Source organism: Bifidobacterium thermacidophilum subsp. thermacidophilum DSM 15837 (genome assembly GCF_000426425.1).
GTDB lineage: Bacteria > Actinomycetota > Actinomycetes > Actinomycetales > Bifidobacteriaceae > Bifidobacterium > Bifidobacterium thermacidophilum.
Genome location: NZ_AUFI01000007.1, coordinates 239521 through 260274 on the forward strand (window position 1 = coordinate 239521; position 20754 = coordinate 260274).

Annotated in this window: 12 protein-coding genes; 8 read left to right on the plus strand and 4 right to left on the minus strand. The window is 61.0% G+C overall.

The annotated features are described in order from the left end of the window. Positions 1 to 121 precede the first annotated feature (121 nt). Positions 122 to 577 carry a Panacea domain-containing protein gene (locus K315_RS0103435; protein ID WP_029576199.1) on the plus strand — a complete coding sequence of 152 codons (456 nt, stop codon included), beginning with the start codon at positions 122 to 124 and terminating at the stop codon, positions 575 to 577. A 378-nt stretch (positions 578 to 955) separates the two neighbouring features. Here the strand turns inward: K315_RS0103435 and K315_RS0103440 are convergent, their stop codons facing one another. Further along, a complete protein-coding gene (locus K315_RS0103440) occupies positions 956 to 3364 on the minus strand; it encodes an HAD-IC family P-type ATPase (protein ID WP_029576200.1) in 2409 nt (802 codons plus the stop codon). Positions 3365 to 4843: 1479 nt separating this feature from the next. Between K315_RS0103440 and pdxS the strand changes: the two genes are divergently transcribed. Together pdxS and pdxT are read left to right on the plus strand one after the other, a co-directional pair. After that, positions 4844 to 5722, plus strand: a complete 879-nt coding sequence (gene pdxS / locus K315_RS0103445; RefSeq protein ID WP_015449602.1) for a pyridoxal 5'-phosphate synthase lyase subunit PdxS — start codon at positions 4844 to 4846, stop codon at positions 5720 to 5722. A gap of 1 nt (position 5723) precedes the next feature. After that, positions 5724 to 6335, plus strand: coding sequence for a pyridoxal 5'-phosphate synthase glutaminase subunit PdxT (gene pdxT, locus K315_RS0103450; protein WP_029576201.1), 612 nt, complete (start codon positions 5724 to 5726; stop codon positions 6333 to 6335). 1173 nt (positions 6336 to 7508) lie between these two features. On the opposite strand, the gene K315_RS10670 is transcribed toward pdxT, so the two are convergent. Next, the gene (locus K315_RS10670) at positions 7509 to 8411 is read right to left on the minus strand and encodes a hypothetical protein (protein WP_239645892.1); all 903 of its coding nucleotides are present in this window, start codon (positions 8409 to 8411) and stop codon (positions 7509 to 7511) included. Between the two features lie 575 nt (positions 8412 to 8986). Continuing rightward, on the minus strand, positions 8987 to 10444 hold the full coding sequence (locus tag K315_RS09325; protein WP_029576203.1) for a glycosyltransferase family 2 protein: 1458 nt from the start codon (positions 10442 to 10444) through the stop codon (positions 8987 to 8989). A 120-nt stretch (positions 10445 to 10564) separates the two neighbouring features. Between K315_RS09325 and K315_RS0103465 the strand changes: the two genes are divergently transcribed. Further along, positions 10565 to 11818 carry a glycoside hydrolase family 5 protein gene (locus K315_RS0103465; protein WP_029576204.1) on the plus strand — a complete coding sequence of 418 codons (1254 nt, stop codon included), beginning with the start codon at positions 10565 to 10567 and terminating at the stop codon, positions 11816 to 11818. Between the two features lie 84 nt (positions 11819 to 11902). Beyond that, on the plus strand, positions 11903 to 13528 hold the full coding sequence (locus K315_RS0103470) for an aminotransferase-like domain-containing protein (protein WP_029576205.1): 1626 nt from the start codon (positions 11903 to 11905) through the stop codon (positions 13526 to 13528). 727 nt (positions 13529 to 14255) lie between these two features. Here the strand turns inward: K315_RS0103470 and K315_RS0103475 are convergent. Further along, positions 14256 to 15578, minus strand: a complete 1323-nt coding sequence (locus K315_RS0103475; protein WP_029576206.1) for an amidohydrolase family protein — start codon at positions 15576 to 15578, stop codon at positions 14256 to 14258. Positions 15579 to 15735: 157 nt separating this feature from the next. Here K315_RS0103475 and K315_RS0103480 point away from each other — a divergent pair, with 157 nt between their 5' ends. From K315_RS0103480 to codA, 3 genes are all read left to right on the plus strand, one after another. Beyond that, the gene (locus K315_RS0103480; protein ID WP_029576207.1) at positions 15736 to 17442 is read left to right on the plus strand and encodes a PucR family transcriptional regulator; all 1707 of its coding nucleotides are present in this window, start codon (positions 15736 to 15738) and stop codon (positions 17440 to 17442) included. Between the two features lie 399 nt (positions 17443 to 17841). Beyond that, positions 17842 to 19308, plus strand: coding sequence for a purine-cytosine permease family protein (locus tag K315_RS0103485; RefSeq protein ID WP_211219727.1), 1467 nt, complete (start codon positions 17842 to 17844; stop codon positions 19306 to 19308). Between the two features lie 123 nt (positions 19309 to 19431). Next, on the plus strand, positions 19432 to 20682 hold the full coding sequence (gene codA, locus K315_RS0103490; protein ID WP_029576209.1) for a cytosine deaminase: 1251 nt from the start codon (positions 19432 to 19434) through the stop codon (positions 20680 to 20682). Positions 20683 to 20754 lie beyond the last annotated feature (72 nt).

Sequence of the window (20754 nt, forward strand, 5' to 3'; positions counted from 1 at the left end):
TGTCCGTTTCCACGCGTATCATGGATTTCTCAAAGATTCCGGATAATGGCAATCGTAACGCACCGCAGAAAACATTACAGAGGACAACATCGCAGAGAAAAGCATCAGAGGGGAGGATGGCATGACAACGATAACCGACGTCGCAGCATACATACTCCAGAATAACGGCACGATGAGCACCATGAAGCTCGAGAAACTGTGCTTCTACTCCCAAGCCCAATCATTATCGAAACGCGGCATCCCGCTTTTTGACGAAGACTTCCAGGCATGGCGCAATGGGCCAGTGTCGCCGACACTGTTCAATCTTCACCGTCATCTGTTCCTCATCCACGCTGGCGAGCTTGACCAGTTCCTTCCTGATGGCGCACCACGCCTGACGGACGAGGAAAAAACGCTTATCGACGTGGTGTGCGGGCAGCTCGCGTCAAAGACCGGCAATCAGCTTAGCGAACGCACACACGCTGAAGCTCCTTGGCGGGATGCACGTGCCGGACTTTCACCGGCCGACCCCTGCAATCGGACAATTGGCAAGGATTCCATCGCGCGGTTCTATGCAGCAAACCCCGTCGTCCGATAAGGTGCGGTATAACGCCATTCATGTCCGGCACATCAATGACCAGCGCATTACGCTGAAAATGCTGAAAGCCGGCGGAACGACAGAAACCACGAGAGTACCCGCCCGTGGTGTGACTGGGTAGTCGCACCACGTCAAAGTATCAGCCACCACAACCAAATTTCATGGCATATCCGGCTGTTGTGCGACCGATCAATCACACAACGGACCGATAGAGAGCACCCGAGCAGGATTCCGTCACAAAACTGCCCGCCATGCGATCAATCAATCACACGACGGGCAGATACCAAGCAGAGAAAGAAGGAACCTGGGTCGCACCCCGCCGCCATGCGACTAGCGAGTCACACAGCAGGCAAATACCAACCCCGAAGCCCGGCTTCCCTACTCGCGGTCGAGCAGCGCGGTCAGCGCCCACAGGATCGACACCACGTCGATCGCCTCCTGCAGGAACGCGCCGACAACCGCGGGAATCAGGTTGAACGCGGCGCACACCATGCCGATAATCGCCAGCGACAGGCCGGCGACCACCGCCTGCAGCATGACGCGCTTGGTCCGGCGCGCGATCGCGATCGCCTTCGGTACGCACGCGATGTCATCGTTCATGATGACCACTTGCGCGGATTCCGAGGCGGCGGTCGTCGTACCGTCGGTCATCGCCATGCCGATATCGGCGGCCGCGAGAACCGGGGCATCGTTCACGCCGTCGCCGACCATCATCGATACCGGACGCGTGGTCGATTCGCCGACCAGCTTCTGGATGATCCGATCCCACCACGGCTGCGCGGCGACCTTGTCCTGGGCGGCGGAACGCACCGTGTTCACCTTGTCTTCCGGCAGCAGCTCGGAATGCACGTCGGTGATGCCGACCTCGTCGGCGATAATGCGGGCGCTGGGCTCCTTGTCGCCGGTCACCATCGTCAAATGTTCTACGCCCAGTTCACGCAGGCGTTGCAACGATTCCTTCGCATTCGGTCGCGGAATATCCTTCATCACAATGCGGGCGGCGAGCCTGCCGTTGATTGCCACATAGGTGGCCATTTCGTCAGGCGCGAGACCGCCGAAGCGGCTGTCCGGGAAGAAGTCGAGCGGTGTGGCGGATTGCGGCTGCAGCCCGGCATCCACCTGGGGCTGCGTGACATACGCGAAACGACCGACGCTCACGTTCAACCCGTTGACCTTGCCGGAAATACCCTTGCCGGCATCCTCATGGATGTCCTTGACAACCGGGTAATCACCGCGACGATGCCCCGGATCGGTCGCAGGCTGCGCGCAATTGCGGTTGCCCTTGTCGAAACGGTCATGCAGACGGTCGAGCGCGGCGGCGCCCGCCTTCGCGATGCCTTTGGCGAGAATATGCACGGAGTAGGTTTCCACAACCCCGGCGAGCATGAGGATATGGTCCTTGTCGATACGGGCGTGGGCGGTTTCGGTTCCAGCTGCGGCAGCGGCTTCATTTCCGGCCCCGGTTCCGGTTCCAGCTGCGGCCTCAGTGTTCTCGGCACCGGCGGCGACCGTACCGGATTCGGTGACGCGCATCGGGATGCCAGCACCCGCATCCGGCAGCAGATCAACGCGTACAACCTGCGGCTGCTTGACCGTCAGCGTGCCGGTCTTATCGAAGAAGATATGCGAGACGCGGCCAAGATTTTCCAGGATTTCCTGCGCTTTGATCAGGATCCCGGCCTTCGCCAGGCGTCCGGTACCCGCCATGTACGCGACCGGGGCTGCGATCAGCAACGGGCATGGCGTGGCGAGCACGAGCACCTGCGCGAACCGTGTCGGCACACCAGACACGCCCCACGCCACGCACGCGATCACCAGCGAAATCACCGTGAACGGCACAGCCAGGATATCCGCGGTCTTGACGACGGTCGCGCGGGAATTCTGCGCGGACGAGACGAGCTCAAGGATGCGCTGATACTGCGAATCACGCGACAACTGGGTGGCACGCATCGTGAATGCGGTCGAGCCGTTGACCGCGCCGGACATAACGCGAGCACCGGCGAACACCTCGCGGGGCACCGGCTCGCCGTTGATATTGCTCAAATCGAGGGTCGCCTGACCGCTCATCAGCACACCGTCGACGGGGACGGTTTCGCCGGGGAGCACGGTCAGCACGTCATCCAGTTTGACTTCCTCGACCGGGATGGTGCGGAAATGCATGTTGTCGTTGGATGCCGCGGAATCGGCCGGATTCTCCGTGGTTTTCGCGGAATCAGCGTTGCCGGGTGCAGAAGTGTCGGGCTCGGAGCCACCGGATGCCGCGCTAGATACCACGCTACCGGACGCCGAATCGCCGGCTGCGGCACTGCTCACGTCTGAGGTCTTATGGAAGCCTTCCTCACTGCGCTGCGTCTTGCCGGCCGCGGCAACGACACCCGGCAGCGTGGCGATATGCGCGGTCTGCGGGGCCGCCTTGATTAGCGCAGTCAAGTTGCTTTCCGCCTTGGATTGCGCGTATTCCTCAATCGCTTCGCCGCTCCAGACCATGAGCACGACAGTCCAGGCAGCCCAGTATTCGCCCACGGCAATCGTGGACAGAATCGCGATCACCGCGAGAATATCAACGCCGACATGCCCATGCCGCAAATCGTCGACCATGCCGATAATCGTGTCCACGACGGTATACGCGACCAGCGCGACGATGAAGTACTGGCCCAGTGACGGGTCGAGGGAGCCGAGAGAATGGCCCCAAGGGCGGAAATTCCACAGCAGCGCAATCGGCAATGCGCTGATGATGGTGATGGGTAGGAGCGGTACTCGCTTGCAAAGATCGATGATGCGTTTCATCGTTTCTCCTTACGCTCGTATACGGGGCCGGACGCAAAGTGATTGCATCCGGTTCTGCAATCACGCCTTGTTAACCCACCGACTGCGTTGTTGGTGCCGGGACTTGGGATCCCGGGACAAACGCCTCCGATACACGGCGTAAAGAAGACATATTCAGTTATGGAGTTCAGTTATTGTTGACCGCGCATGTGCGCGACTTATGCCATCGTATCAGCTTGCGGGCGGCGCTATGGGCAGGCGCGGATGGCGTGTCGTGTTGGATGTTTATCGCCTATCGTCGCCCATCGGCACGGATTGCCGGTCGAAGATTGCCCGATACGGGCGCGCGGAGCCGCGTTCTGCATGGTCGTTTTACGGTAAAAGCCGCGCGGCGCGAGTCGCCCGGCGCCGGACGCCAAAGGATGACATTACCGATTGCCCGACAAGAGATTGTCCGACGCGGGATGACCCAATACGGAATCGTCCAACGCGGATTTTCTCCCGCAAGCGAACGACTCTCAGACAATTCGCAGAGAAACACGGGCGTGTTCAATGACTAGCCCGTTACAGTACAAGGTATCAGCGGACAGCCGCTGACCGGGCGCAAACCCGATAATTCAATCCCTTCTCTTCTTCTCTCTGACCCGGCGGTTTCTCTTCTCCCCGCCGGGTTTCTCTTTTTCTATTCTCCCGGCAGAGCCTTCCTTCTCCGGCCGACAACACGACATCCCGAGAGGCGGGAGTTACTATGCCAACGATTAATCACCCCACGACACGCCTCTCCCACAATGGCTCGGCAGCATCATGAGCACCACGATTCTTCCGATTCGCTGCCATCATGCGTGACCGGCGACGGGGCGTATGGGAATCCGAATCGATGTTCCGGTCTCCATGCGCATCCAGTGTGTCGTGACATGCGCAGCTAATCAGATCTCGCCAGAAAACGGCAGCACCGAGCCGTGTCTGCGGTTTGCGCATGCCACAGCATACGTCGTCTGGCATCACAGCCCCAAGGCAAGGCGGAACACTTGGTATCTGCGGCGCGACGCATGCTGGCGCATACGCAGCGCGGCATGATGGCCCCCAGGTAGGGCAGGACGTCTCTCATCCGGCGATCGCTGGCGCGTATAGCAGAACGATTCGCAGTCTGGTCGTCGAACGTCCCATGGACGACAGCGCGGAAGCGGGGGAAGCGGGGCGGCGAGATGCGAGCCAAACCTCACAAAGTCGCCCCCACCCAGCAAAATCAGCGAATTCCAGCCACGCTCCCACCCCACACCCAACCAATCCAATCGCGAATTGGCTGGGTCACAAAATCGCGTATTGGATCGATTTCGTAATGGATTTCAAACAATCAGCCCGCCATAATGATGCGTAATCACTCATGACGGGCGAGAAAACCGCGGAAAATCGCAGATTCGCAACACTCGCAATACTCGCGAGCGTTCAACCACGCGACACCCTCGGCAGCCCCGCCCGTCCGAACCGGAAAGGATTGACATGGCCGAAGAAAACCGTGCGGAACTCAACAGGAACCTCGCCCAGATGCTCAAGGGCGGCGTCATCATGGACGTCACCACCCCGGAACAGGCGAAAATCGCCCAGGATGCCGGCGCATGCGCGGTCATGGCGCTCGAGCGCATTCCCGCGGACATCCGTGCGGCGGGCGGTGTGAGCCGTATGAGCGACCCGGCCATGATCAAGGGTATCCAGGAAGCCGTCACTATTCCGGTCATGGCGAAAGTGCGCATCGGGCATATCGCCGAGGCGCGCATTTTGCAGGCCATCGACATCGATTACATCGACGAGTCCGAGGTCCTCTCCCCCGCCGATGACGTCTACCATATCGACAAGACCCAGTTCAAAGTGCCGTTCGTGTGCGGCGCGAAGAACCTGGGCGAGGCGTTGCGCCGCATCGCCGAAGGTGCCGCGATGATCCGTACCAAGGGCGAGCCCGGCACCGGCGATGTCATCCAGGCCGTGCGCCACATGCGCACGATGAACCGTCAAATCCACGAGCTGCAGGCACTGCGCGACGACGAGATCTTCGAAGCCGCCAAGAAGCTGGAAGTTCCCTACGACCTAGCCAAGTACGTGCATGACAACGGCCGTCTGCCCGTCGTGAACTTCGCCGCCGGCGGCGTGGCGACCCCGGCCGACGCGGCACTCATGATGGAGCTGGGCGCTGAAGGCGTGTTCGTCGGCTCCGGCATCTTCAAGTCCGGCGACCCGGCCAAGCGTGCCGCCGCCATCGTGCAGGCGACCGCCAACTGGCAGGACGCGGACCTGCTCGCCCGCCTGAGCGAAAACCTGGGCGAGGCCATGGTCGGCATCAACGAGGACGAGATCAAGACCATCATGGCCGCAAGGGGCGAGTGACATGGTTGTAGCGGTCCAGTACATCGAAAAGGAGCAGGGCGGCGACCAGACGCACGACGTCACCGGTATCCTCGCCGTCCAGGGGGCGTTCGCTGAACATGCGGCGACCCTTGACAAACGGGGCGCATCCTGGCGTCTACTCAGGGCGGCCGAGGATTTCGACGACTCCATCAGCCGCGTGATTCTGCCCGGCGGGGAAAGCACCACGCAAGGCAAGCTGCTGCACTCGACCGGGTTGTTTGAACCGATCAAACAGCATATCGACGCAGGCAAGCCGGTGCTCGGGACGTGCGCGGGCATGATTCTGCTCGCCAGCAAACTCGACAACGACGACAACGTCTACTTCGGCGAGCTTGATGCGGTTGTGCATCGCAACGCGTACGGCCGACAGCTGGGCAGCTTCCAGACTGTCGGCTCGTTCGGGGACATCCACGACCTGCCACTCGTGTTCATCCGCGGTCCGTATGTCGCGCATGTTGGCCCGAAAGCCACTGTCGAGACGGAAGTGGACGGGCATGTGGTCGGTCTGCGGCAAGGCAACATTCTCGCCACCGCGTTCCACCCGGAACTCACCGACGACACGCGTGTGCACGAGTTGTTCCTGTCGCTATAGGGCTGCGCTACGGAGGCGCAGGGCGCAGCAAATAGTGCTAGCGGGGCGACAGGGGCGATAAGGGGGCAGGAACCGGGAGTTGCGACGCCATCTCCCGGTTCCCGTTGCGCCGCGCCTGCAGAATCACGGATTTAGGTGCGCATCTTGCGCAATATTGCATAGATGCGCGCCCATCCCGCAATCGCCGACCAGCCGCCGCTACGGGAACCACAAGATGCAACGCCATCCCCCGATCACCGTCAACCCCCCGGTCCCGGAATCCCGGAGTTGCACACGCATCCTGCGCAACATCGCACAGATGCGGTCGCATCCCGTTATCACTGATCAGCCGCCGCCACGGGAACCCCAAGATACGACGGCTTCTCACGATTCCCGTCAGCAGCCCACCGCAGAATCACGAACGCGGGCGCGCATCCCACACAACATGACATAGAAACACATGCATCCTGCGATTCCCGATCACCCGCCACCACAGGAGTCCAAAACCACGAAACTATCTCCCGGTCCCCGCCAACTGATGCCCACGGGCTTGCAGAGATACGCGTACATTCCGTGCACCATCATGCAAATGCCGCGACGTCTCACGGCTCCGGGCACCTGCCGCCTGCCTACCGCAAGCCTGCTGTTACAGGAACTCCGAACCGCAACGCCATCCGCCGATTCCCGCCTACCACCAATCGCGGAACCACCGAAATACACGCGCATCCCACACAACATCACACAGAAACAGCGGTACCACGCGGCCCCACACCGGTCATCACTACGGCGTCACGGCGATAGGCACGCATCTACGGGTGTATAGGAAAAACCGTGGTGCCAATGATACGGCCGAGCCCTTGCGGGAGAAAGCGCGTCGTGGTGCGATCAATCGTTTGCGCATGAATCCCGGCGTATCGGTGGTGCCGCGCCGCCCGTCGGTGTCGCATATCGCATAAGGACGAAATCAAAAAGCACGCCGGCACACCCGTGCGCAGTACGCAGATAAGGGGGAAACGGCCACATCGTGATCGTCATACAGGAATATTACCGAGGCAGCCACGTCGTCGAGACAGAATCTCACATCCGCAAAGGACACGTCGGATAGCCAAAGAACGAAGTCAAAGCGCCGCGATTTTCCCTACTCGCCCATCTCGCAACCTCACCATCCTTCCAATGCGCCGCTCCTCCAACACGCTATCCCTCCGATGCCCCACGGCTCCACGGACGGCGACAATCCGCCAGTTCACACCATGTCAACGGTGTAGTCAGACGGACCGACCTCCCGGTTTTCCGCGCCCGAATCATCGCGATATTCATCGCCAGTCTCGCTCGACGCGATTCATCGTCCAGATCTAGCTGCGTAACCGATACGATGGACCATCCCAAGGCACTCAATTGCATTCGTTTGTGCGTATCCCGGCGCCACTGATGCTTATCGGTCCGATGATGATCGCCATCATATTCGATGCCGATTCGCAGTTCGGGATCCGCCAAATCCAGCGTTATCGCACCGCCATTATCCGTGGCAATGTCAGGAACGGTGTAATTCGTGACGAACGGCTGAAGGCCATGCGCATAAAGGCACAGTCTGAGCTGTGTCTCCTTCGGGGACGCGCTGCCGGCGACCACCAAGCCAAGCGATTTGCGGCACGTTTCACGCCCACGGAACCGTTCTACGGCAACAAAATCACGCAACTGTGCGAGAGTCGTCGCCTGATGCCGGATGCATGATTCCGCGAGCTCGACCAGCTGGTCGATGCGCAGGTGCACCGCCATCGACGCCCACGCGGCCTCGACGGAAAGCAGCCTGACACCTTCCGGCGTCGCTGTGATATGACGCTGATTCATGCCCTGCCACACGTGAACCTGCACGCCGGGAAGATTGCGCTGCCGAAGTGTTTCATCGTGGACAGTAGTGTGAATGATGTCGTCGGGTTGCGGCATGTCAGGGCGCTCGACCATCCACAGGTCCAGCGCAGTGATGTGCGACACCGCGCCGGGGTATTGGGCGACGAGGCACTGTGTCAGCGTTCGCTGCCGCCGTTGGGCAAGCGATTGTCCGGTCAGCGGGGCATAGGCGGGTTCTTCGGTATTCATGATTCGACGGTATCGGGCAGAAGACCGCCGCGTCCAGCGGAACCGGGGAATGTGGTCAAAAGATGCCGGCACGCCGACGAAGCCCGAGATATCGCCGTAATGGCGCATCACCGTACGCCACACCGCACAGGAACCCCGAGATACGGCCGCAACCCGCACCCGCCGCGAACAGGCACGACACGGACCGCACGGATACCAACGCACCTTCCACAACATGCCGCACATACCCCACCAACCAAGGCACGCCGGACACCGGAGCACGCACAAAACCCGAGATATCGCCGTAATGGCGCATCACCGTACGCCACACCGCGCCGCACCACACAGGAACCGCAGGATGGCAACACACCTCTAACAATCCGAAGCGTCAAGAAGCGCAATCCCGAATCCCCGCAGCAGCCAGCGCACACGAACCGCGAGACACAGCCACAACTTCGCATCGCCGCATACCACGATACCCAGAAACCGCAGCATGCCGTCACATCACCCACAACCCGCGGGAAAAGCGCCCACACCAGCAACACACTGCACGCCCCGGCACACAGGAACCCGGAGATACGCCGGTAACCCGGCCATCACGCTCCGGCGGCGACGGCCCCGGCACCGACATCAGCCGCCCGTCGCGCGGTATCCACCGCCTCCCGGGTTTCGGCCTCGCCACGCGCTGCAGCGTCTCGGATTTCCGCAATCAGTGTCTCGCCGGTCTGCAGCCCGCCCATGGCGAGCCGTTCGAAGTCCGCGGCCGCCTGATCAATCATCCTCTCGACAGGCTCGGCTTTCGCTGTCAGTTCGAGCTTCGCACCTTTGCGCGTGAGGCTGGAATCCACGTATCCCTTGAGCGCCAGAGTTTCCGTCAACCGGGTCGCCGACACGCGCCCGGCGTCGAGATAATCCTGCAAGGCCTTGAAATCAGCGGTATCACCACCATAATGCAGGAACACGATGACCCGCACTTCGCCAAGATCCATACCGAACTGCGTAGCGATACGTTCCAAATATCGGTCCAGTATTCGAGATGCCAGATGTGCCGTGATGAAAGGATTGTCACGCATGCCGTCGGGCACAATCAGGGGAAGTCGCTCCTCGCCAAGCCGCTTGGTGCTGGGCAGAGCGGGATTCGCCGAACCGTCCGACGCCCACGCGATCAGATACCGGTAGATGCTGGCCCGCTTGCGCGCGAACGTATCCTCGTCGTACACCTGACGGAAGAACTCGGTGTAATAGTCGAACACATAGCGCTTGATCCGCACGGTTTCCGACAGTTTCATCGCATGGTTGACGAGCGACCCCTCGGTTTTCACGTAGTAGTACATCGGCACATGAACCGGGTACACGCTCGCCGCATGCACCATGTAGTCGAGGTTGAAAATGAAATCCTCGCACCAGTTGACGCTCGTATCCATACTCACCTGATGGTCGCGGATGATGTCACGCCGGTACAGTTTGTTCCACAGCACCCCGAAGTAGAAATCCGCGGGGTCCTTGAGCAGTTCGTCCGCATACTCCTCGCGCGAAATCACGCGGTCGATACCCGTCAGTCCGCCCTTGCGGGACGTGCCCTCGCCGACCACACGGTAGAAATCGGCGATAACCATGTCGGTCCCGCTGTGCTCCGCGGCGCGCACCAGCAGTTTGGTGGCGTCTTCGGTGATCCAGTCGTCGGCGTCAAGGAACTGGATGTAGGTGCCGCGGGCGAGCGCCATGCCCTGGTTGCGTGTGTCGGACACGCCGCTGTTGGGCTTGTGGATGACACGGACGCGCGGATCTTTGGCGGCGTATTCGTCGAGGATCGCGGGCGAATCATCATGACTGCCGTCGTCAAGCGCAATGAGCTCGAAATCGCGGTATTCCTGCCCAAGGATGCTGTCGATGCAGCGTCGCAGCGCGCCGGCGGCGTTGTAGACCGGCACGATGATGCTGACGGTTGGGGCGGCTGGGGCGATAGTTCCGGTTGAGGCTGATATCTGGCTGTCGCTGCCGGTCTGCGGTTCGGTATTCGATTCGATGCGTTGTTCTGTCTGCTGTTCCGCCATCTTGCCCGTCCTTGGCCGATTCGCCGGTTGTTGAGTTTCGTCAATCGCTGATATCGCCTATTATCGCGCGTTTTCGCGACAACTTGTGTATTACAGTGAGGAAAAAGACAGGAGCCTGCGATGAAGCGATTATCTCTGCAACGGTTACCTCTGCCTTGGCGCACCGCTACTGCGGACACAGGTGCCGAGCCTGGCGGCCTCGCCCCGATTCGCGGCGTGAATCTCGGCAACTGGCTGGTCCTGGAAAAGTGGATGGAGCCGGCATTGTTCGAAGGTTACCGGGCCGAAGACGAGGACACACTCGCGACGGTCGCCCCGAAAGACCAACTCGCACAACGCATCCGGCATCATCGCGACACGTACATCACCGAACGGGATTTCCGCGAAATCGCCGCCTGCGGCATGAACCTGGTGCGTCTACCGGTGCCGTACACCGTGTTCGAATCCGAGCCGCCGCTGGGCGGTGCGTGGCGCTACGTGGACAAGGCGATGGCGTGGGCGCGTACGTATCATCTGCGCGTGCTGCTCGACCTGCATACCGCGCCGGGCGGGCAGAACGGCTTCGACAGTTCCGGGCTGATAGGCGCGGTCACCTGGCATAAGAAACCGCAGAACGTGGAAAAAGCCATCACCGTGCTGGAAGGGCTCGCCCACCGTTACGGGCATGATCCCGCCCTATTCGGCATCGAAGTCATCAACGAGCCGGTCAGCTGGCCGGTGTTCTTCTCCAACCGCAAGAAACTGGTGGCGCGCAATCCGAAAGACAAACGGTACTCCAGCTACGTACCGATGAGTTTCCTGCGGCAGTATTACCGCGCGACTTACAAGCGATTGCGGCGCTATCTGCCGGACGATAAGGCGATCGTGTTCCACGACGGGTTCCGGTTCGGTCTGTGGCGAGATTTCTTCAAACGTAACCAGATGACGAACGTGTATGTGGACGCGCACGTGTACTTGTCGGCGGCAGAGCGGATTGCCCGGGTGCACAGTCCGTGGGCGTACCGACTGTTCCTGCACTGGCAGCGGCGGCGAATCCGCAGCATGCAGCGCGTGGTGCCGGTGCTGGTCGGCGAATGGTGCGTGGAGAACGAGTGGGCGAAGAACCTTGACCCCGGCGAAATGGACCTTGACCAGTTCGATGACGCGCAACGCCGCCGGTTCGCGCATGTCACGCGCATGCAGCTCGACTGTTTCGGGCAGGCCGCAGGGTGGATGTACTGGTCGTGGAAACTGGAGCCGTCGCCGCACACCGCGCCCGACGCGCTGTGGAAGGAATGCTGGGATTTCCGGCGATGCCTGATGCACGGGTGGCTGCCGTCCCTCGACCGTCCGCCTGCCGTTCACCCAGCACCACGCACCGCCAGTCCCAGCTAAAATGTCGCGCAAGACATCACGCCGGAAACTGAAAGCCAACAACCAACAGCCAGAACCCGACAACCGGAAGGAGGGTCGCCGCCGATGCCAATCACACTGAAGCGCCACAGCAGCGTCCCACTGTACCGGCAGTTGGTCAACGCCCTGCGTGAGGACATTGTCTCCGGCGCGCTCGCCGCGAACTACAAGCTCCCACCCGAACGCGAGCTCGCTGAACGGCTCGGCGTCAACCGCGCGACCGTCCTGCAAGCCTACCAACAACTGAAATCAGAAGGCCTGATCGCCTCGCACGTGGGGCGCGGCACTTTCGTGTGCGCGAGCGATGACCGGCAAGGTGGCGCGCCGCCGTGGCAGATTCTGTTCAGCGATTATTCGAACCGCTTCACCTATCATGACATCGCCGCCGCCGACCAGGCACAGCAAGCGCCCGACGCCATCGATTTCGCGACCGGCTCGCAGAATCCGGCGGACATCCCCGATAATCTGCTACGCAGCGTCAGCATCCGCGCGTTCGAATCAGCGGATTTCCACAGCACGCAGGAATCCCCCATCGAAGGGTTCCCCCAGCTGCGCGAACTGCTCGCCGACCACATGACGCAACGCGGCGTGCGTTGCGACGCCGACAACGTGATGGTGCTGTCCGGCGCCGAGCAGGGGCTGGATTTGTGTGTGCGCGCATTCGTGAACCCCGGCGACTGCGTACTGGTCGAACAATCCACGTTTTTCCCCGCGTTGCAAGCTTTCCGATCCGCGGACGCGCGGGTGATCGGTGTGCCGATCGACGAACACGGCATGCGCACCGACCTGCTCGACGGGTATTGCAAACGATTCCATCCGAAACTGATCTTCACCATTCCGACCTTCCAGAACCCGAGCGGCGCGACCATGCCGTTGCGTCGACGGCGCGAAATCGTCGAAACCGCGATGCGCTACCAATGCCTGGTCATCGAGGATGACCCGTATGGCGAACTGTGCTACAGCGGGCGCACCGACGGGGCAATGGATGCGGGAGGCCACGGCGGAATCGGCGGGATCGGCAGTATCAGCAATGCCGGTATCAGCCATGTCGGCAATGTCGGGAACGCCGGCATCGCAAGCGGCGCAGGCAACGCAAGTGGCGCGCCCTCCCAGCGTCCCCGCGAGCTGACACCGCTCAAAGGCATGGAAAACGCGGGATACGTGATTTACCTGTCAACGTTTTCAAAGACAGTTACACCGGGGCTGCGAACCGGCTGGCTGGTGGCTGACAGCCATGTCATCGCGCGGATTGCAGCACTGCGGCGGATGATCGACCAGCACACGAGCTCGTCATCGCAGCTGATTTGCATGGAGCTGCTCAGCAGTGGGCGTATCGGGCGGCATATCGGGCGATTGTGCGAAATCTACGGGCATCGGCGCGACCTGATGCTCGATGCCTTGCGCCGGTACGCGCCTGACGGGATGCGCTGGAACACGCCGCTGGGCGGTTACTACCTGTGGGCACGGTTGCCGGATGGCTTACGTGCCGCACGGTTGCTGGATGACGCGCGGCACGCGGGAGTGACGTTCATGCCCGGTGACATGTTCGCGGTCGATGAGGATGACAGCAGTCATATCCGACTGAATTTTGTACGGCCTGATTCCCGGCAGATCGCGCCGGGGATTCGGTTACTGTGCGACACCATCGGCAAGGCGGAGCAGAGCGCTGATGGGCACGGCGGCGAGCGCTAGACATCAGGCGGCCAGAGAACTGGGGGTATTGGCGAAACTGACTGAGCGATGATTAATTATGTCTGGATGCCGACACCACAACGGTCGCAACCGTGATAGTCACAGCTACGATGGCTGTCACCGCAGCAGTCACCACTGCGACAGCCGACAAGCCAGGTGGCAGTGCTTGACTTCAACAGCCTGCGATCCGCCATTTACGTATGCCGGGGCACACGCAAACCGACAGACCCACCGGACAGACCTCGATGCCGGTGGAGATCTGACGACTTACGCATACCGGAACATACGCAACCGAACGTGTCCCACACCCGACCCGCCGAATCAGGGACATCGGATGACTTACGCATGTCAGGACATACACGACAGGCGGTATCGCGGCGCTTAGCCACTGTGCTGTCGTGCGTTTGGCGGTCTACGTATGTCTTGGCATACGCACAATCGATGTCGCCGTCCGCCGCGTGAGCAGTATGACAGTTATGTGTGAGCGACTCCTCACACGGACACGCCCAAGGTCATCACACCGGCCCAATCCAGTCGTAGCGGCACCGATTGTGTGAGCCAATCCTCACAAAGTCATTCCCTCACGACAGCAAATCGACGGATTCCGGCCGGTCAGATGGCCACCGTGCGAGCGAATCCTCACAAACAAGGGATAATCCGCCTCACCCGCAGCCACCCGCGACCGGTCACAGCACTCACACAACACTCGCGCTCACAGCACCCGCGCTCACAGCAGTTCGGTCGCGGAATCCACGCTCGTCGTCGCGGTGAACAGCGTCCGCCCGTCACGCACGGACCGTAGCACGTCGCACCGCTCGTACACGGCATTGAACACACTGTCCGCATCCAGCACCACGAAGTTCGCGGGCTTGCCGACTTCCACACCGTACGAATCGAGCATGCCGAGCGTGGACGCGCCGTTGACGGTGAGGAACTTCATCGCGTCATCGATTTCGGGGAAGCTCATCATCTGGGCCACGTGCAGCACATGGTCGAGAATAATCATCATGTTGCCGTTGCCGAGCGGATACCACGGGTCTTGCATAGAATCCTGCCCGAGCGACACGTTGACGCCGGCGTCGGTGAGTTCCTTGACACGCGTGATGCCGCGGCGCTTGGGGAAGGTGTCCTGCCGGCCCTGCAGGTAGAGGTTTTCGGTCGGGGCGCACGCGAAGTTGATGTGCGCAGCCTTGAGCAGCTTGGTCAGGTGGAAGAAGTACGCGTTGTCGGCCGATCCCAGGGAGCACGTGTGACTCGCGGTGGTGCGGGGGCCGATGCCCGCACGGTAGGCGAGCGCGCTGAGTAGTTCCACGTAGCGTGAGTTCGGGTCGTCGGTTTCGTCGCAGTGCACGTCGATGAGCTTGTCATACTTGGAGGCCAGCTCGACCACCGTGTGCATGGAGCGCTCGCCGAATTCGCGGCACTGTTCGAAATGCGGGATGCCGCCCACGCAGTCGGCGCCCATGCGCAGGCCTTCTTCCACAAGGTCCGCGCCACTTTCGCCGTTCGGCCCCTCGTAGGAGTACATGCCTTCCTGCGGGAAGGAGACGATCTGGATGGTCACCGTGTCTTTGAGCTCTTCCTTGAGTTCAAGGAGCGCTTTGAGCGAGGTGAGGTTCGGGTCGGTGACGTCCGCGTGGGAGCGGATGTACTGGACGCCGTGACGCAGCTCCATGCCAATGGCCTTGCGGGCGCGTGCCTTGATCTCGTCGACGGTGAGGTCGGATTTCGTGTCGCTCCAGCGTTGGATGCCTTCGAACAGGGTGCCGCTTTCGTTGACGGCGCCGGGCTTGCGTGCGGTGAACACGTAGTCGAGGTGCAGGTGAGTGTCGCAGAACGGCGGGGTGACGAGCTTGCCGCCGAGATCCACGGTTTTCACGCCGGTCATGTCGTAGCCTTGCGCGGGAAGGCTTGCGGCGAGGCCTTCGCCGATGGCGGCGAAATGGCCGTCTTCGACGAGGATGTCCTGGAGCGGGGCGGTCTGGGCGGCGGTGCTGCCGGGCTGTCCGGTGGCGATGTGGGCGTTGGTGAACAGGGTTCTGGTGGTCATGGTGTGCTCCTTCCTGCTGCCGTGCCGTCGTCTGCCGGTTTGCGCCGGCCGGTACGACGAATCGGGTTCGTGATGTATGTCGCCTATTGTGGGCGCGATGATGCGCGTTGCCGTAACGTGGAGGTGACGTCGCGAATCCGAGAAATGGACAGTTTGTATGACGCTGACGATGCATGACGTGATGACGGACCCGATGTTCGCTCGTATCGATCCGACAATCGAGGCGGGAGAAGCAGGCATGGACCGCACGGTCCGTTGGGCGTACACGAATGAGCGGTACGATATCGCTTCGTTCCTGTCCGGCGGCGAACTGGTGATCATCGAGGGCAGTGCGCTGCTCGGCCATATGGGCGACGACGAGATCATCCGATATGTGGACACGTTGGTGGACGCCGGCGTAGCAGGTCTTGCCATCGAACTCGTGGAGGGCGTGCGCACCGTGCCCAAGGCGATGATTGCTCGCGCGGACGAGCGTGGCCTGCCCGTCATCGGTATGCATCGGCGCATGCCGTTCGTCGACTTGTGTCAGTCCATCAACACCTCAATCGTCAAGGATCAGCTGCTGGTGCAGGTGCGCACCGACACACTCGCCACGACGATGCGCACCCGGCTCGCCACGGCCCGCTCCGCGCAGGATGTCGCGAAGATCCTCAACGAGATTTTCGGCGAATCCGTGGCGATTTTTGATTCCGACGGTCTGGTGATCGCGCATTGCGGACCGTCGATTCGACCGGCGGACGCCGATTATCCCGCGGAACGGACGCTGGTGCTGGACGTGCGAAAGAACGGCGGCCCGCTCGCAAGCATCGAAATCACCCAGCGCAATCGTCTCGCAGACGGAGGGATCGCAGACCGGGCCGATGAAGTGATCAGGCAGGTGCTCCCCGCGTTCGTGCAGACGCAGCCCCGCAACGCGATGCTCGCCCACGTGCTGCAGGGGCCGGCGAACGGCTATCGGGCGGGAGAACAGGAGATCAACGATGCAGCCACCATGTTGCAGGCGATTGGCCTGAACGACGTGAAACACCTGATTCCGTTTGCTATCGGCATGGATTCGGTTTCGTCGTCAATCGACGCCGTCTCCCGGTGCCTGTCCGGCGACGAAGAGGAGGATGCTTCAGACGAGGACACCATCGCGGATGTGCTGGAGGGGAACATGCTGTTCGGGCTGTATGCGGCGGCTGACGGCGGCGACGACAAGGGGCCTGGTTCGGGCGCGGAATTCGGCTCGGGCTTGGATACGGGCACGAATCCGGGCCCGGCCTCAGATGCAAATCCGGGCCCTGCCCAAGGCGGCAGTACTGGCAAGGCCGGCAATCGCGGCGACGCGGTGATGCGACTCAAACGGCGGCTCGCAGATGTGGCCGCACTGCCCGGAACATGGTGCATATATGGCAGGGCGGTGCCGAGCGTCGGCATGCTGCTTGATGAATGCGGTCTGCTTCAGTTCGCCGCGCACGATGCCGCAGGCCTGCCCAGCACCGGTACGGTGACGAATCTGCTGGCCGCCGCGCCGCAACGACTGCTCGGCGTCGAACGTACGCAGGACGCCGTCGGCGCGTTGCAGTCGCTGATGCTGGGGGATGCGCTGCCGAATCAGGAATCGCTGATGCGCACTTTGGGAGCCTGTTTTGACACAGGCGGCAATATTTCCAAGGCGTGCGAACTGCTGGGGATTCATCGTCAGACGCTGTACAACCGGCTGGCACAAATCACCGAATTGACCGGCATCAGCAGAGAGGACAGCATGGCTTGGCCGCTGTTGCTGTGCGCCGCGAGACTCAAAGTCGCGGAACTCCAAGCCACGGAATTTCAAGCCGCGGAGCCGGCGGACGGCGGGCAACAACCGGCGCGCTCCGCGTAATGGCGAGCCGAGACAACGGGCATGAGCACGGCAACGCACAATCGCTGCACCAGCCAATCGCCCGGAAGCCCACGATAGCCACGGGCCTAGCAATAGTCACTGGCCTAACAACCAACGCACACACATCAGTCAAGGCGCCCGGCAAATCACCGGTCCGAATCAATCAGCACGCTTCACCCACGCTCAACAACTAGACAAATTGTCCATTTGTCGCTCCGACACCGTAATCACCGGTTCACCATCGCGCAAATCACTCCGGCGATAGTACGAGGCAACCACTCATTGTCACGCATGTCATGAATTCAGTGATCCATGACCGACGGTTCCTCCAAGACGCCGGAACAACTCCGGCAGCGGCAAATGATAGAAAGGCGGTGCCCGATGACGCAGAGGATTACATTGGCTTCAACCAACGAAATGCCATCACAAACACCCACGGCTGAACATGCCACGGCAAGCAGCAATGAAAATTACGAAGACTTCCTCTCAGTAGTACCCGAACAGGCAAAGACCAAAAGCCTGTGGGGCCAGTTCTGGGTATGGTTCGGCGCGAACGTTGCCCCCATCAACTGGCTGCTTGGCGCTCTCGGCGTCCAGATGGGTCTGGGCCTATGGGAGACTTTCGCCGTCATCCTTGCCGGCAACGCCATTGGCATGTCCGTTTTCGGCTGCATGGTGCTGCTCGGGCAGCGCACAGGCCTGACCGGCATGCTGCTCGGTCGGCGCGTTTTCGGCCGGTACGGCAACTACATTCCGACGGCTATCCAGGCGATCGTAGTCATCGGCTGGTGTGCCATCAACACTTGGGTGGTGCTGGACTTGATCACCGCACTGCTCATGAAAATCGGCCTGGTTGACTCCATCGAAGGCCATTTCGTGCTCAAGGCTTGCATCGGCGCCGTGGTCATGATCATTCAGGTCATCGTGTCTCTCTTCGGATATAAGGCGATATCGACGTTCGAAAAGTGGACTGTGCCGCCCACCGTCGCCATTCTTCTGGCCATGACCATCGCCGCATGGGGCTTCATGGGCATCGATTGGAATTATGCGGGCAACCTCACCGGCACCGGTACCGACAAGATCGCCGCCATCTCTTCCATCATGACCGCCATCGGCATTGGCTGGGGCTTCACCTGGCTTACCTACGCCTGCGATTATTCACGTTTTGTCAGCCGTTCCGTTCCCCGCCGCAAACTGTTCGGCGCGAGCGCACTCGGACAGCTCATCCCCGTGGTGTGGCTTGGCCTGCTTGGCGCGACGCTCGCCACGAAATCCGGCAGCATTGACCCCGGCCAGCTTATTGTCGACAACTTCGGCGCGCTTGCCATTCCCGTACTGCTGCTGGTCGTGCATGGCCCGATCGCGACGAATATCCTGAACATCTACAGCTTCACGCTGTCGGTGCAATGCCTGGATCTCAAGATCAACCGTCGTGCCATCAATATCGCGGTCGGATTCTTCGCGTGGCTTGGCGTGTGCCTGTTCCTCAGCCTGTCCGACATGGGCAACACCCTTGACAGCTGGCTGTCCAGCGTCGCCGGATGGACATCGGTCTGGGGCGGCATCATGTTCGTTCACTTCTATGTCATCGAACGCCATCGTGACGACTTCTCCTCGGTTCTCGACGAACCCGGCAGCGACGGCATCCCCGTGGTCCGCTGGCAGGCCATGGTCGCGTTCGTTCTCGGCCTGCTGATGACCTGGATGTTCAGCTATGGCGGACTTCCCATCTTCCAGGGTCCGATTTCCACCGCTATCGGAGGCATCGACCTGTCATGGCTCGCGGGAATCGTCACCTCGGGTGGCGCGTACTATCTGCTCGCCCGCGCCACCAATCTGCGGGAACGCAACGCGTCCCTCGCCTGACCACTCCAGGCGGCGCGCCTTCGGCCAGTCAGCCGGGGCGCGCCGCCTCATTGTCGTCCCATGCTGTCATCCCTCATTGTCATCCCTAATTTTGTCATCGCATGATTTGTTGAAAGAAGCATCATGATTATCCATAACGTGCATGTCGAAAACTCTCCCGAAACGTCAGACGTCAAGATCACGGACGGAGTCATCACCGCCATCGGAGCATCGCTGCAACCAACCGGGGATGACGAGGTGATTGATGCCCGAGGCGGGCTGCTGATTCCACCATTCGTAGACCCTCACGTGCACCTCGATGCGGCACTCACCGCGGGCGACCCGGAATGGAATGAGACCGGAACGCTTTTCGACGGTATTCGCATCTGGTCGGAACGCAAGAAGACCTTGACCGTCGAGGATGTCAAAGACCGCGCGAGACGGACACTGCTGATGATGGCGAAACGTGGAATCCAGTACGTCCGCACCCATGTGGATGTGACCGACCCGAGTCTCACCGCGTTGCACGCACTGCTTGAGCTTCGCGACGAAATCGAACCGTATGTGACACTGCAGATCGTCGCATTCCCGCAAGAGGGAATTCTCTCGTTCCCGCACGGCAAAGACCTCATGCGCGAAGCCGTCGAAGAAGGAGCCGACGTCGTAGGCGGCATTCCACACTTCGAGTTCACGGCCGATTATGGCGCGCAATCGCTACGATTCCTGATGGATCTCGCCGAACGTAACGACCGTTTGGTCGATGTGCATTGCGATGAAATTGACGACCCGGCATCGCGCAACCTCGAAACGCTCGCCACGCTCGCCTACGAGAGCGGCATGGGCGACCGGGTGACCGCAAGCCACACCACGGCGATGGGATCGTACAATGACGCGTACACCTACAAGCTGTTCCGTTTGCTGGGAATGTCACGCATCAACTTCGTTTCCAACCCGCTGGTCAACATACATCTGGGCGGGCGCTTCGATACGTATCCGAAACGTCGCGGCTTGACTCGCGTAAAAGAGCTTTCCGAAGCGGGAATCAACGTCGCATTCGGCGAAGACGATATCCAAGATCCGTGGAGTCCGCTGGGAGCCGGCAACATGTTCGACGTGGTTCGCATGGGGTTGTATGCGGCGCAGCTCATGGGGTACGGACAGATCATGGATTCGTACCGATATGTGACGTACAACGGCGCCAGCACGCTGCATCTGACACCCGCTGATTACGGCATCGCCGTCGGGAAGCCGGCGAACTGCATCGTGCTGAATGCCCCGGATTTCTATCATGCGCTCAACGAGAACGTCGAGGTGCTCTACAGCATCCGACACGGTCGCGTCATTGCGCGGACGACGCCGCATGAAACGCATCTTTTCAATCCGGAACATCACTGATCATGCCCGCTGTTGCCACTTCGGCCGGCCCGCGCTGGGTGATTACTCGGCGCGGGCCGGCCGTTGTGTGAG

Coding starts and splice junctions, on each gene's coding strand:
- K315_RS09325 (WP_029576203.1), bottom strand. CDS start 10,444: ATGGCGGAACAGCAGACAGAACAACGCATCGAATCGAATACCGAACCG.
- K315_RS0103480 (WP_029576207.1), top strand. CDS start 15,736: ATGACGCTGACGATGCATGACGTGATGACGGACCCGATGTTCGCTCGT.
- pdxT (WP_029576201.1), top strand. CDS start 5,724: ATGGTTGTAGCGGTCCAGTACATCGAAAAGGAGCAGGGCGGCGACCAG.
- K315_RS0103475 (WP_029576206.1), bottom strand. CDS start 15,578: ATGACCACCAGAACCCTGTTCACCAACGCCCACATCGCCACCGGACAG.
- K315_RS0103440 (WP_029576200.1), bottom strand. CDS start 3,364: ATGAAACGCATCATCGATCTTTGCAAGCGAGTACCGCTCCTACCCATC.
- K315_RS0103465 (WP_029576204.1), top strand. CDS start 10,565: ATGAAGCGATTATCTCTGCAACGGTTACCTCTGCCTTGGCGCACCGCT.
- codA (WP_029576209.1), top strand. CDS start 19,432: ATGATTATCCATAACGTGCATGTCGAAAACTCTCCCGAAACGTCAGAC.
- K315_RS0103435 (WP_029576199.1), top strand. CDS start 122: ATGACAACGATAACCGACGTCGCAGCATACATACTCCAGAATAACGGC.
- pdxS (WP_015449602.1), top strand. CDS start 4,844: ATGGCCGAAGAAAACCGTGCGGAACTCAACAGGAACCTCGCCCAGATG.
- K315_RS0103470 (WP_029576205.1), top strand. CDS start 11,903: ATGCCAATCACACTGAAGCGCCACAGCAGCGTCCCACTGTACCGGCAG.
- K315_RS10670 (WP_239645892.1), bottom strand. CDS start 8,411: ATGAATACCGAAGAACCCGCCTATGCCCCGCTGACCGGACAATCGCTT.